Consider the following 13,349-nt stretch of genomic DNA (forward strand, 5'->3'; position numbering starts at 1 on the left):
AAGCGCCGTGAAGGGTGCGAAATCCGCATTCAGGCGAGCGCGGCGAGTTCCTCGTCGGTGAGCACAAGATCGAACGACTCAACGAGTGCGGCCAGCTGCTCGGTCGAGCGGGCGCTCGCGATCGGGGCGCCGACCGTGGGCTGCTGGCGCAACCAGGCGAGTGCGACGGCGGTCATGGATGCTCCGCGCGCATCCGCGACGCCGGTGAGCGCCTCAAGAACGCGCATCGCCCGCTCGTCGTCGAGCAGCTTCGTCGCGTTGCCGGCGCGCGGCGAGTCGACCGCGTCGCCGCCGGCCCGATACTTGCCGGTCAAAAAGCCGCCCTGCAGGGCGCCGTAGGGCAGCTGCACGATTCCCAGGTCGGCGACCGTGGGGGCGAGCGCCGTTTCGTAGTCGCGGCGCACGAGGTTGTAGCCGTCCTGGGCGACGGTGAAGCCGACCACACCGTGGGCGGCCGCGACCGTGACCGCGCTGCGCAGACGCTCACCCGTGAAGTTCGAGGCCCCGAGCTGTCGCACGCGACCGTCGGCCACGAGCTCGGCAAAGGCCGTCACCACCTCGTCTTGCGGCACCGCGTCGTCGTCGCGGTGCGCGTAGTAGAGGTCGATGTAGTCGGTCTGCAGTCGCTCGAGAGACTCGTCGAGGGCAGCGCGGATGTTCTCGGGCGCGAGACCCTTGCGATCGCTCTTCATCGACACCTTCGTCGCGATGCTGATCGTCGAGCGCATGCCCGGGCGCGCGGCGAGCCACTCGCCGAGCACGGTCTCTGACTCGCCGCCGCTGTGGCCGTCTGCCCACTCGGAGTAGACGTCGGCGGTGTCGATGGCCGTGCCGCCCGCCTCGACGAAGGCGTCGAGGACGGCGAAGCTCGCGTCGCGGTCGGCCGTCCAGCCGAACACGTTGCCGCCGAGCACGAGCGGGCCGAAAGCAGTCTGGTTCTGGATGTTGTCAGAAAGCGTCACGAGGGGAAACCGTAGACCGGCTGACTGAGAGCGGGATGCGCGCTGACTGTTCAGCTCCGCGCGGCCACGCCCCACTGCACGCTGACGACCCGATCGCCCGCGCCGAAGGCGAGCGTTGCCCGCACGAACTCCCCCGCGAGCGCCCGCGGCAGCCAGAGTGCGGCGTCGGCCCACATGCGCTCCAGCGGTATCGCGTCGAGATCGAACCACTCGGGTGCGAGTTCGTCGCTCGCGGTCGGCTCGCCCGCGAAAGTGTCGCAGCGGTAGGCGTGCGAGAACTGCGACCAGCGCGGCTCATCGACGAAGGGGTAGGCGATCTCGCCGATCGGCACCAGCGCGTCGGGTTCGACGACCACACCGATCTCTTCCGCCACCTCGCGCACGGCGGCCTCGCGAGGCGACTCCCCGGGCTCGAGCTTGCCGCCCGGCCCGACGAGCCGCCCGACGCCCAAGCCGGTTAGCTTGCGGCCGAGCAACACCTGCCGCTGCGGTCGCCCGGCGACGTCGACTGTGCGGGTCAAGTAGACCACCGCCACGTCGAACATCGCCATGATCGAAGCCTAGGCGGCGCGAATTTCTGTGCACGCGCACAGCGCGCCCCGTTCGCCCGGCCCGCGCTTGCTAGCCTCAGCGTCGTGACAGTGACGTCCGCGCCCGAGGGGCGCACCGCATCCCCCGCCCCCGTGACCACCCTGCGGCGCATCGCCGGCGTCGTCTCGCTGCTGGCGAGCGCGACGGTGCTCGCCGCCCTCATCACGCAGATCACCGACCAGGTGTCGGTCGGCCGCTTCGAGCCGACCGAGTACTTCGCGTTCTTCACGATCCAGACGGCGATGATCAACATCGTCGTGCTCGCGGTCGGCGGCGTCATGGCGCTGAGGAGCGAGCGCGACACGCGCCTGTATACGGCGATCCGCGCATCCGTCTTCTCGTACGCGATCGTGACGGGCGTCGTGTACAACCTGCTGTTGCGCGACGTGCCGAACTCCGACGGGTACGTGGGGCCGTGGTGGCCGAACGAGGCGCTACACGTCTGGATTCCCATCTACATCGCCGTCGATTGGATGCTCGCCTCCGGTCGCGCGCGCATCGCCTGGTCGGCCATGTGGCTCGCCGTCTCGTACCCGCTGATCTGGGTGGGGGTCACGATGCTGCGCGGCGCTGCTGACGGCTGGTACCCGTACCCGTTCTTGGAGCCCTTCGGCCCGAACGGCGTGGTCGGGGTGGTCGCCCACGTCGTCGGGATCGCGGCGTTCATCATCGGCTTGACGGCCATCGCGGTCGTCATCAACTACGTTCAGACGCGGTCGTCGAGCACCTCTGCCGCACGCTGAATCAGGGCGCGGGCCTCGGCGAGACGGGCGTCAGACGCGCCATCCGACGACATGCCACGTCGGGCGTCAAGGTCGAACGCGATCAAATCCCCGCGGTGCCAGGTGGCGAAGTGCTCGATGAAGCGGCCATCCTCCGACTCGGTGACCCCTTCGAGCAGCAAGAGCGGTGCGCCAGTGTGCACGCCGAGTAGCCCCGCAAGGGTGAGGTCGGCGGCGACCGCGCGCACGGTGCGCCGGCCGCCCGCAATGCGCAACCCGAATCGATCGCTCAGAACGGCGTGCAGCGAGGCGTCACGCAGATCATCGGCCGTCAGCTCGCCCGCCAGCGCGGTGGGCAACCACGTGCGGATAAACGCGGTCGGTGTCCCGTCGAGTGACCTGAGCCGCTCGAGCCGCACGGCGAGTTGCCCTCCCAATTCGGGGATAGGCCTCGGCGCCACCTCCGTGCTCATCGAGAGGATGTCGGTGCGGAGCTCCGAGCCCGCCTCGCGCATTTGCGCGTACAGCCCCGACGAGTCATTCACGATGCGGTGCCGCTGCCGCTCGGGGGCGACCACCGAGCCGCGGCCGCGGCCGCGCACGACCAACCCCTCGGTGACGAGAGTGGCCATCGCCTGACGTGCGACGGAGCGCGAGACCCCGTACTTCTCTTGTAGATGGGCCTCGGTCGGCAACACCTCGCCGGGCAACAAATCGCGGTCGCGAATCTGATCGCGCAGATAGCGCGCGAGTTGCGCGTGTAAGGGCTCGCGCGACTGAGGGTCGAGACCCCGCGAGGTCGGGCGCGTCGAGTGGGCGGCCTCCGTCATGCGGTCAGCCTACGGAAGGGCGCTCTCCGACGCCGGTCAGGCCTGCAGCGCGTCGGCACTCGCTTGTGCCGCCTGCCAGACCTGGTCCCATCCCGGCGCAAGCTCCGCCGCGCGCTCCAGCGCGAGGACGAGCGAGCCCTCCCGGGCGATCCCCTGTCCGGCGATATCGAACGCTGTTCCGTGGTCGACAGAGACGCGCACCACGGGCAGGCCGACGGTGATGTTCACGCCGTCGTCGCCGTACACCGCCTTGAAGGGCGCGTGTCCCTGGTCGTGGTAGCACGCGACCACGAAGTTCCACTTGCCACGAACCGCCTGCGGAATCAGTGCATCCGCCGCGATCGGACCGTGGGCGGGAATTCCCGCCGCGACCGCACGCTCAACCGCGGGCCGCAGGATCTCATCGTCTTGGTGACCGAACAGCCCGTTCTCGCCGGCGTGCGGGTTAAGGCCAGCGACCCCGATGGGCTCCGATTCCCGACCACTGGCGCTCGCGTAGGCGTGCACGAGGCTCAAGACGCCGTCCACGCGCTCGGGGGTGATGCCGGCGATGGCGTCGCTCAACGAGACGTGGGTCGTGAGGTGGAAGATCGACAACGCGCCCGCTGAGAGAACGAGCGAATAGTTCTTCACCCCAAACTCGTGGGCCAGCAGCTCGGTGTGGCCGGGGAAGGCGTGCCCGCCGAGGTGCATCGCCGCCTTATTGAGCGGGGGCGTGACGATCGCGTCAACGGAACCCTCCTTGGCGAGCCGGCAGGCCTCGACAACAAAGCGGTATGCCCCGTCCCCCGCGGCCGCTGAGAGCTCGCCGAGCGGAACATCCGACAGGTCGGGTCCGGTTTGCAGCACCTCGATCAGCGTCGGGTCGTTCGTCGCGTCATCGGGGTGAGCGATCGTGACGACCGCATCCGGGTCGAGCCCCACGGTCTCGACGCCTCGGCGCAACACACCGACGTCGCCCACCACGATCGGCGCCAGTTTTGCGCGCAGCTCGGGGTGCGATAGCAGCGCCCTCGCGATGATCTCGGGGCCGATTCCGGCAGCGTCACCGAGGGTGACGGCAAGGCGAGGGGTCGTACGGCTCACGGGGTGTCCTCCTTCACGGACGGGGATGCGGTGGGCGCTGCGAGCGCGCCGGTGTGTTCGAGAATGCGCAGCAGTGCGTCAGGCTCACCGAAGCCGCCTGCCTTCGTCCAAACGGGGAGTCCGTCGTGCGGGCCGCCCACAATCGTCATGAGCGGGGCGCCCTCAACCGCCGCGTCGAGCACGGCGAGTGCAACGGCTCCCAGCCGTCGTAAGACAGCGCGTGCACCGTCGCCACCGACGAGTCCGACGACGGCAGGGTGCTCGCGCTCAATAATCGAAACGGTGACCGCGGCAAGGGCATCCGCCACCGCGGCAGCGGCCGAACCGTCTCCCTCGGCAACGCGATCCTGCGGGGTGCGGATGAGAGTGATTGGGGCGGGCGGAACCCCGCCATCGCCCTCAGCCTGGGGCGTCGTGCCGCCAAGGTCGGCACCCGAGGGAGTCACGACGCGCACCTGGTCGGGCGCGAACGATGTGAGCGCATCGGCCTGGGCGTGTGAGACGGGGTTCAGCGACGACAGCAGAATCACGCTGCGACCGGAGGGTCGCGGCGCATCCACGACATCGCGGTCGCCGGGCAGATGCCGGGCCAGCGATTCGGCAAACCCGGCTGAGCCCACAACGATGACGCGCTCACCGAGCTCGGCGAGGCGAATGGCGAATTGATCGAGTTGCGCGGGGCTGCGCGCGTCAAGAACGAGAATCTCACCGGGAGCAGCGCTCCCGACTTCGTCAATGGTCGCTGATCGCGCATTCGGGATGCGCGCCACCAGTGAGCTCTCGGTGACCGGCGTCACCGGGTCGGTTCCGATGGCGGTGCGGTGCACGGGAATGCCCGCCACGCGCACCTCTCCGGCCTCGACCGTGCGTGCCATCGCCGGATACGCAGGGCACACCACGGCGACCGCATCGGGGTACCGCCGCTGCCAGGCACCCAAAGCACCCGTCACCTGTGCCGCGATGCTGCCTCGGGCCGTCGAATCGATCTTGAGGTAGAGGCGAGTGGGGTTCAGCCGCTCGATTGCGGCCTCGGTAGCGGCCGCAGCCGGCCCCTCCGCGAGGGGGCGCGCATCCGAACTGACCGCAACGACCTGTCCGGTGAGCGTCGCGTCCTCGTCAAGGGCGATGCGCGCATCCCACCCGCGCGTGCCGAATTGCACGGCGGTGTCGTTCGCACCGGTGAGGTCGTCGGCGACGATCCCGATGTGGATCGACGAGGTCATGTCGGTGGTCCTTCCGATGATCAGGGGTGAGGGCGCGGGACGTGCGCCACCCGAAGGCGCACGTCCCGCACGGGATCGCTATCGCAGAGGTCTCGTGCGCTAGAGGCGCGGACCGTCGGCCTCCTTAGCCTGCTCGGCCTCGTCAGCAGATGACGCGTCACCAACCTCGGCCACCACCTCATCATCCGGCGAGTTCAGCGCGCCGTGCCGCTTGAGCACGAACGCCGCGATCAGCGGCGCGAGAATCGCCGTGATCAGAACCGATGCGGCGACCTGCGCGGTCGCCACCTCGACATACGGCGCGAACGTGGGGTCGATGCCGCCGACGATCGCGGGCGTCGCGATCGCGTTACCCGCCGTGGTTCCGGCCGCGAAGCCGAGTCCGCTCTTGATGCCGCGGCGCAGGATGTACCGGTAACCGAGGTACACGAGGAACCCGGTGAACGGTGCCACGATCAGGCCGACCACGATGCCCTGCACGCCACCGGTCACCACGTTGCCGAGGTTGATGCCGGTTCCGAGCGCGAAGGCGAAGAACGGGATCACGATGTTCGGCACGGGAACGAGGATGCTCTTCCACTTGGGGTCGAGGTTGCCGACGATCATGCCGAGCACGAACGGGATGATCGCAGCGACAAGCGCCAGGGTCGGAATCGAGGCAAGGCCCGAAACTCCGAGGAAGAGCAGGGACAGGAACGGCCCGTCGTTGACCGCCGAGGCCATGTAGGCGCCGCGGTCGCGGCTGTCGCCGTACTTGCCCGTAAACGCCAGCCACAGACCGCCGTTGCTGTTGTCGACGGCGACGAGCAGCGCCAGGATCGACACTCCGAGAATGCCGTCGAGACCGACGATCATGCCGAGCGCGATCACGATGCCGGCCGGGATCAGCGACTTCGTGAGCAGGATCACGCCTGCGTGCGCCAGCACGGGACCGGTATTGCGCACCGAGACCTGCGTGCCGGTCGCGAAGATGAGCAGAGCAATCAGGGGAAGAGCGCTGTTCTGGAACAGCGCCGTCGTGAAGCTTCCGATCTCGAGCGCCGGCGAGAAAAACGTGCCGAAGATCGAGCCGAGGATGAGCGGGATGAGCATGAGTCCGCCCGGAACTCGATTCATTCCGTCGAACAACGGAACGCGAACGCGGGATTCAGCTGCCATGGTGAATCCGTCTCCTTTGGGGTGGGTCGGGGGGTACGCCATTCGGACCCCTATGTCCGTACATTGAGTCATACCTTTGCAGCAGATCCATAGACATGTCAAGCGGCTACGGCGGCGCGCTGGAATGATCAGACCATGACCGCGCCCGAGCACCTCGCCCTCATCACGCACCGGCCTGATGGCGTCGCCGTCGGCTTTCAACAGGTCGACGCGACGCGCCCGCACATCAGCGTGCTCGACGCCGGCCCGGTGCGCGGCGACGGCATCTTCGAGACGTTCAGCGTGGCGAACGGCAACCCGCAAGCGCTCGAGCGGCACCTGGAGCGCTTTGTCGCCTCAGCGCGCGCCCTCGACCTGCCCGAGCCGAGCCTCGCCGTCTGGCGTGACGCGATCTTTGCGGTCTCGGCCCACTTCGCCGATGTTGACGAGGCGTGGCTGAAGACGGCCCTCACACGCGGCGTCGAGGCGGGTCCGTCCGCGTCGGGCAGCGCCCCCGAGGGCACGGCGCCGACCGGCTGGGTCTACGCGACCGAATCGCCCGACTTCACGGCGGCCCGCACCGTGGGCGTGCGCGTGGTCGCGCTCGACCGGGGGCTGCGCAGCGACATCGCCCAGTCGAGCCCGTGGCTGCTCGCTGGCGCGAAGACCCTCTCGTACGCGGTGAACCGTGCGGCGCAGCGCGAGGCCGCCCGGCGGGGTGCCGATGACGTTGTCTTCGTCTCGAGCGACGGGCTGCTGCTCGAGGGCCCGACCTCGACGCTCATCGTCCGGCAGGGCCAGCGGCTCATCACTCCCCCGCCGTCCCTCGGTATCCTCGCCGGCACGACGCAGGCCGACCTGTTCGAGGCGGCGCCCCTGTGGGGGCTGACGCCCGCGATCGAGCCGATGCGGGCATCCGAGCTCGCGTCAGCGGACGCCGCGTGGCTCGTGTCGAGCGTGCGCCACGCCGCACCGATTCGGGCGGTCGATGGCGCACCGCTCACGGTCGACGCTGAGCTGAGCGAGCGCATGAATGCGTTCCTGCGGGGGCGTCGCGCCTAACTCTCGGGCGAGGTGACCCTGTGCAGACACGCAGAATCTCTGCCCATGTGAGAAAGACCCGGCGATAGGGTCGAACGCATGGACAGCACGATGGAGTGTCTCACCGACTGGATGACACGCCAGCGTTGGTACGCCGGCAAGGGTCGCGTGCCGAACCTCGTCGAGGTCACCCGCGAGCAGTGGCCGTCGGAGGATCCAGACGCCCGCGTCATCGTGTTCATCGTGCGCGACCTCGCGAACAACCCTCCCTCGCTCTACCACGTGCCCGTCGTGGTGCGGCAGACCGTGCCGAAGGGTGCGGGCCCCGCCCTGATCGGCAAGAACGCTGACGGCGAGTACCTGTTCGACGGCGCGCACGACCCCGCGTACACGACCGCCCTGCTGCGTCGGATGCACGTGCACCGTCAGGATCGCACCGCGCGCGTGCACGGAGGCGAGCAGTCGAACACCTCGATCATTTTCGATCGCGGCGGCGAGGCGCCGGTCGTGGCCAAAGTTTTTCGGCTGGTTCACGCCGGCGAGAACCCCGACGTCACCCTGCCCTCGGCCTTGACCTCGCGCGGCTACCGGCAGGTGCCACGCATGCTCGGCTCGGTCACCGGCTTCTGGGATGACCCGCACGAGCCGAGTCGCTCGTTTTCGGGTCACCTCGCGTTCGCGCAGGAGTTCATGCGCGACGTCGTCGACGGCTGGGAGCTGGCGCTGGAGCGCGCCGCGGCCGGTGACCCCTTTGTCGCGGAGGCTGCGGCGCTCGGGCAGGTGACGGCGCGCATCCACCAGGGTCTCGCCGAGGCGTTGCCGGTGCGCCCCGCGACGCTGGGCGACATCGTGGGCTTCGTCGCCGGCTGGCATCAGCGGCTGGCGGTCGCCAGCTCGGATGTGCCGGCCTTACGCGCCCTGCGCCCCGCCATCGAGGCGGTGTACGACCGCGCCCAGGATGCCCCCTGGCCGGCCCTACAGCGCGTGCACGGCGACTACCACCTGGGTCAGGTGCTGCACCGCTCGGGCGGAGAGTGGGTCGTCGTCGACTTTGAGGGCGAGCCGTTGCGCCCCCTCGACGAGCGCACGCGGGTCGATTCGCCGCTGCGCGACGTCGCCGGCATGCTGCGCTCGTTCGACTACGTCACGGGGGCACGCCTCAACACGGCCCCCGACGAGGATGCGCGTGCCGCCGTCGATCGCGCCTGGTCGCGTCGCGTCCGCGAGGCGTTCCTCGACGCGTACGTCGCCGAATCGGGGTCAATCCTCGACGACTACCGCGCGCTGCTCGACGCCTTCGAGCTCGACAAGGCCGTCTACGAGGCCATGTACGAGGCGCGCAACCGCCCGGCATGGTTGCCCATCCCGATGGATGCGGTGCGCGCGCTGGTCGCGCAGGTCGCGTAAGCGCGCCCTCATCGCGCCGGTCGCGTGAGCGCGCACTGGTCGCGCTGGTCGCGCTGGTCGCACTGGTCACGTAAGCGAACGAACGTTGCGCGGGTCGCGCACGCCAACTGATCGCGCCGGTTGCGCCGGTTGCGCCGGCCTCGCAGGCTCCGCACCTCGCGCAGCTCGCTGACAACGCGCGGGATGAGGGCGCCGCGAGATGATTCGCTCATGCTGCATTGCCTACTCCGGTGTAGGGATTCCTACACCGCAGTAGCGTCAGCGAGGGTGGGATGAGTTCTCGTGGCGAGTGGCATGAGTTCTCGTGGCGGCGGTGGGATGACATCTCGTGGCGGGCGTGGCAGACGTGGCGGCGAGAGTGGTGGCAGTCAGCGACCGCCCTCCTCACGCGTGGCGAAGAGCGAAAAGGTTTCCCCCGGGCAGCGGTGGCGCGCACCGGCTTGGTGAATATCGGCGATGATCGCCGCATGTGGAGCCCGGCCAGCATCGCGCAGCTTCTGTATGAGCTGGGTGGCATTGCCTCTGCCGCGGAACTGCGCGCACATGGCCTCAGCGCTCAGGACCTTCGCCTCGCGCACGATTACGGGTCACTTCGCCGCGTGCGTCGGGGCTGGTACGCGCACCCCCAGCTCGCGGCACCCGTCATTCAGGCGTGGGCGTGGGGCGGCGTGCTGAGCTGCCACTCAGCGATCGAATTCGGGGACGACATCTATCGCGCCGACAGTTCACTCACCCTGCCCCTCCACGTGTGCGTGCCCGTCAACTCGCCGATCCCGAGCCGGCCACTCAGCGCCCGCTCAACAGTGCCCGTCGTCCTCCACTGGGAGACACTGCCCGAACACGCAGACCAGCCACGGCGCGGCCACCCACGTCAGATCGTTGCAAGTACCCACACGGCAGCCCGGCACGCATCGCGATGCGACCGCACTCACGAACCCCGCTACCGACTCACCTACTCACGAGTGCGTCGAACAGCGTCACCCGGTTGGCTCGACTGAACCGCGGACCGTGCCCGACCGCCAGCTTCGCGGCGCGGCCTACTTGCCGCTGAGCGCGTCGGTGAGCAGCGAGATGAGCGCCTGCAGCTGCACCGTGCCCTCGGCCGCGACCTCCTCGTCCGAACCGTCGAGCGCGCGCGCCGCGAGGCCCGCCTTCGCATCGATCAGGTCGGCGATGCGCGCGTCGATGGTCTGCGCGGCCAGGATGCGCCACGCCGTCACCGGCATGTCCTGGCCGATGCGGTGCACGCGGTCGATCGCCTGCGTCTGCTCAGCCGAGGTCCACGACAGCTCCGCCAGCACCACGTTCGACGCGGCCTGCAGGTTGAGGCCCACACCCGCCGCGGTCAACGAACACACGATGACGGCCACGTCCTCGTCGTTCGTGAACGCGTCGATCGCCTCCTGGCGCGCCTTCGGAGACTGGTCACCGCGAACGCTGACCGCGCGGAGGCCCGCCTGCGCGAAATGCTGCTCGGCAGCATCCATGACATCGATGTGCTTGGCAAAGAAGACGACCTTGCCGACGTTGCGCGCCAGCTGGGCCGTGTAGTCGGCCGCCAGCACCGCCTTCGCGGTACCGATCTGGCGCACCATCGTGAAGACGTTGTCGCCCGACGATGACTGCCGCGACTCCTCCAGCTCGGCAGCGGCGACGAGCCGCACGAGCTCGGCGTCGACCCCCACGGGCGGGACCTCGCGGTTCTCGGCCGCGCGACGGTAGCGCGCGACCAGGCGCGCCACGAGCGCGCGCTCGCTCGCCCGAATCGACCGCCCGAACTCGTCGTCCAACTCGACCGGAATGTCGGCGATGCGGCGTGCCGGAATGTCGGCCGCGACATCCACCTTCTTGCGCCGCACGATGCCCATGTCGATGACCGACTTGCGAGCCTCGGCGAAGAATCCTTGGTCAGCGGGCGTCAGCCCGGTCGACTCGAGGCGGTTCATCAGCTCTCCGAGTGGCTTCTTGTCGTCGATCCAGCCGAGGAACTTCCAGATCATGCGGAAGTCTTCGATCTGGTTGATCAGCGGAGTTCCGGTGAGCGCCATCATGAGCGCCTTCGGGTGCAGCACGCGGATGTTCGCGGCGAGCGACTGCACGTGACGCGAGCGCTGCGAGGTGGCGTTCTTGATGAAGTGCGCCTCGTCAACGACCATGCCCTTGAAGCCGAAGCGGCCGAGCCAGCCGACGTGTCGGTCGAGGATCTCGTAGTTGACGATGATCACGTCGGCGAACGCATCGAGGGTGTCGCCGTCGCCGTGCACGACCGTCGCGGTGCGCTGCGGAATCCAGCGTTCCACCTCGCGGGCCCAGTTGGTCTTGACGACGTTCGGCACCACCACGAGCAGCGGGAAGGCCTTAGCGACGTTCGCCGCCATAAGTGCCTGCGCCGTCTTTCCGAGACCCGGCTCGTCGGCGAGCAGGAAGCTGCGGTGGCCGGCACGCACCGACTCGATGAGGCGCGCCTGGTGGCGCATCAGCGGGAGGCCACCGGGCGTCGCGAGCGAGGCCGCCTCGGGCAGCTCCATCGTCGCGGCCTGGCCGCCGGCACCGTACTCGAACGAACGGAACAGCGGCTCGATCAGCTCCCAGTTGGCGAGCCGCGTCGAACTGGGCTTCGGCGGCGGGGTCAGCGCCGACAGATCGGGGGCGAGGAAGGGGTTCGCCAGCTGCGCCTGCTTGACGCTCGGCGGAACAACCTGCTTCGCCGCCTCCGGCGCCAGCTGAATGGGCTCGGACACGATCAGCAGTTCGTCGGGCTCCAGCTCGGCACCCGAGGCGAGCAACATGTCACGACGCAGCGCCTTCGCGGCGTCCGACACCTTCGCCTCAGGAGCCAGCAGCGCGATGAGCGAGGTGTCGCGCGCGGCCGTCTTTGCCATGATGCCGGCAAGGCCGTCCAGGCGCTTCAGCACCTCGGCCCGCTCGGAGTCGGGCACCTCGTGGTCGTCCTTGACCCGGGCGCGCTCTTCGCGCACGAGCAGCGCGGCGACCTGGAACTTCGTGCGGTTCGAGGGGCTTACCTTGCCGCGGCCGGCCGCGTTCTCGACCTCGCGCACGGCGCGCGCGAGGATCGGGATGATGCCCTCTTCGTCGAGCGGCCGTCGGCGACGACGCCCGGCCGTTCCGCGGGAATTCTGCTTGCTGCGCTGGCCGGTCTGGGCCATGACCCTCCTCGGGTGCTGACAGGTAACGTCTCGCGGCGTGACTGCCCGACCGCGAGGGTGACGCGTCGCCCCGCGGTGCCGCCGGGGCGAGATGCACGCGGGGTCTGACCCGGCCGAGAACGGCTGGTGACCTGTCGTGCGCAACCCAGTCTAGTGCACCGGCGGCCGATCGTGACGAATCGTGGCGTCTCGGCGCGCGACGCGACGCCGCCTGCTGCACCATGGTGTCGTGGCCCTTTTCGACCCCACCACCCCCGTCGTGCTCGATGGCGGACTCGGCAGTCACCTCGAGCAGACCGGGCACGACCTCAGCGGTGAACTGTGGAGCGCGAGACTGCTGCGCGACGCCCCCGACGCGATCGTCGCCGCCCACCGCGACTACTTCGCCGCCGGGGCCGAGGTCGCCATCACGGCCTCCTACCAACTCTCCTATTCGGGGATGCACGCGGCCGGTCATTCTGACGAGCTCACGACCGCGCTCCTCGCCGAGAGCGTCGCGCTGGCCGCGCGCGCCCGAGACGACGAGCGCCCGGGCGGTGTGGTCGCCGCTTCAATCGGACCGTACGGCGCAGCCCGCGCCGACGGATCGGAATACCGCGGCGACTACGAGCTCGACCGTGCAGGTCTTTCGGCATGGCACGAGCGCCGCTTCGCGGAGCTCGCCAGCTCGGGTGCCGATCTGCTCGCGATCGAGACGATTCCGTCGCGCGACGAGTCACTCGCGCTGCTCGAGCTGCTGAAGGGTTCGGGCGCGACGGCGTGGCTGTCGTTCACCGTGGCAGACGGGCGCCTGCGCACGGGCGGTGACCTGGCCGAAGCCTTCGCCGACGCCGACCGGGTCGACGAGGTCGTCGCCGTCGGCATCAACTGCTCGCACCCCGACGAGGTCGACGGGGCGATCCGGGCGGCCCGCACCGTGACCGACAAGCCGATCGTGGTCTACCCGAACAGTGGCGAGCACTGGAACCGCGTGACTCGCCGTTGGGAGGGCGACCCCGGTTTCGACGCCGCGCAGGTGACGCGCTGGCGCGAGGCGGGAGCGTCGATCATCGGCGGCTGCTGCCGGGTCGGCCCGCGCGAGATTGCGGCGATCGCGGCCGCGCTGCGCTGAGCGGGTGCACTGAGCTGGTCCACTGGGCAGGCGCACTGAACAGCAGCACGAAGCAGGCGCCCGGCGCCCAAC

At 69.3% G+C, this 13,349-nt stretch carries 11 protein-coding genes; 4 read left to right on the plus strand and 7 right to left on the minus strand.

The window, feature by feature from the left end; translation table 11 throughout:
• Positions 1-29 precede the first annotated feature (29 nt).
• Together EV141_RS01570 and EV141_RS01575 are read right to left on the minus strand one after the other, a co-directional pair.
• Complete coding sequence (locus EV141_RS01570; protein ID WP_130484217.1) at positions 30-962, minus strand: aldo/keto reductase; 933 nt, start codon at positions 960-962, stop codon at positions 30-32.
• A 50-nt stretch (positions 963-1,012) separates the two neighbouring features.
• Entirely contained in the window at positions 1,013-1,513 is a 501-nt protein-coding gene (locus tag EV141_RS01575; protein ID WP_130484218.1) for an 8-oxo-dGTP diphosphatase, read from the minus strand.
• Positions 1,514-1,597: 84 nt separating this feature from the next.
• Here EV141_RS01575 and EV141_RS01580 point away from each other — a divergent pair, with 84 nt between their 5' ends.
• Entirely contained in the window at positions 1,598-2,296 is a 699-nt protein-coding gene (locus EV141_RS01580; protein WP_130484219.1) for a Pr6Pr family membrane protein, read from the plus strand.
• Here the strand turns inward: EV141_RS01580 and EV141_RS01585 are convergent.
• The 4 genes from EV141_RS01585 to EV141_RS01600 form a co-directional block, all read right to left on the minus strand.
• A complete protein-coding gene (locus EV141_RS01585) occupies positions 2,260-3,105 on the minus strand; it encodes a GntR family transcriptional regulator (RefSeq protein WP_130484220.1) in 846 nt (281 codons plus the stop codon). The genes EV141_RS01580 and EV141_RS01585 overlap by 37 nt on opposite strands.
• A gap of 36 nt (positions 3,106-3,141) precedes the next feature.
• Positions 3,142-4,191 carry a 4-hydroxythreonine-4-phosphate dehydrogenase PdxA gene (gene pdxA, locus EV141_RS01590; RefSeq protein WP_130484221.1) on the minus strand — a complete coding sequence of 350 codons (1,050 nt, stop codon included), beginning with the start codon at positions 4,189-4,191 and terminating at the stop codon, positions 3,142-3,144.
• Positions 4,188-5,414: a four-carbon acid sugar kinase family protein gene (locus EV141_RS01595; RefSeq protein ID WP_130484222.1), complete on the minus strand. Its 1,227-nt coding sequence runs from the start codon at positions 5,412-5,414 to the stop codon at positions 4,188-4,190. Before EV141_RS01595 ends, pdxA begins: the two co-directional genes overlap by 4 nt.
• Before the next feature lie 99 nt (positions 5,415-5,513).
• A complete protein-coding gene (locus EV141_RS01600) occupies positions 5,514-6,572 on the minus strand; it encodes a 2-keto-3-deoxygluconate permease (RefSeq protein WP_130484223.1) in 1,059 nt (352 codons plus the stop codon).
• A 135-nt stretch (positions 6,573-6,707) separates the two neighbouring features.
• Here EV141_RS01600 and EV141_RS01605 point away from each other — a divergent pair, with 135 nt between their 5' ends.
• Together EV141_RS01605 and EV141_RS01610 are read left to right on the plus strand one after the other, a co-directional pair.
• Positions 6,708-7,613, plus strand: coding sequence for an aminotransferase class IV (locus tag EV141_RS01605; protein ID WP_130484224.1), 906 nt, complete (start codon positions 6,708-6,710; stop codon positions 7,611-7,613).
• A 78-nt stretch (positions 7,614-7,691) separates the two neighbouring features.
• The gene (locus EV141_RS01610; RefSeq protein ID WP_130484225.1) at positions 7,692-8,999 is read left to right on the plus strand and encodes a maltokinase N-terminal cap-like domain-containing protein; all 1,308 of its coding nucleotides are present in this window, start codon (positions 7,692-7,694) and stop codon (positions 8,997-8,999) included.
• Positions 9,000-10,036: 1,037 nt separating this feature from the next.
• Here the strand turns inward: EV141_RS01610 and EV141_RS01615 are convergent.
• Positions 10,037-12,166, minus strand: coding sequence for a DEAD/DEAH box helicase (locus tag EV141_RS01615; protein ID WP_130484226.1), 2,130 nt, complete (start codon positions 12,164-12,166; stop codon positions 10,037-10,039).
• A gap of 229 nt (positions 12,167-12,395) precedes the next feature.
• Here EV141_RS01615 and mmuM point away from each other — a divergent pair, with 229 nt between their 5' ends.
• A complete protein-coding gene (gene mmuM, locus EV141_RS01620) occupies positions 12,396-13,277 on the plus strand; it encodes a homocysteine S-methyltransferase (RefSeq protein ID WP_130484227.1) in 882 nt (293 codons plus the stop codon).
• Positions 13,278-13,349 lie beyond the last annotated feature (72 nt).

Source organism: Microcella putealis, assembly GCF_004216575.1.
Classification (GTDB): Bacteria; Actinomycetota; Actinomycetes; order Actinomycetales; family Microbacteriaceae; genus Microcella; species Microcella putealis.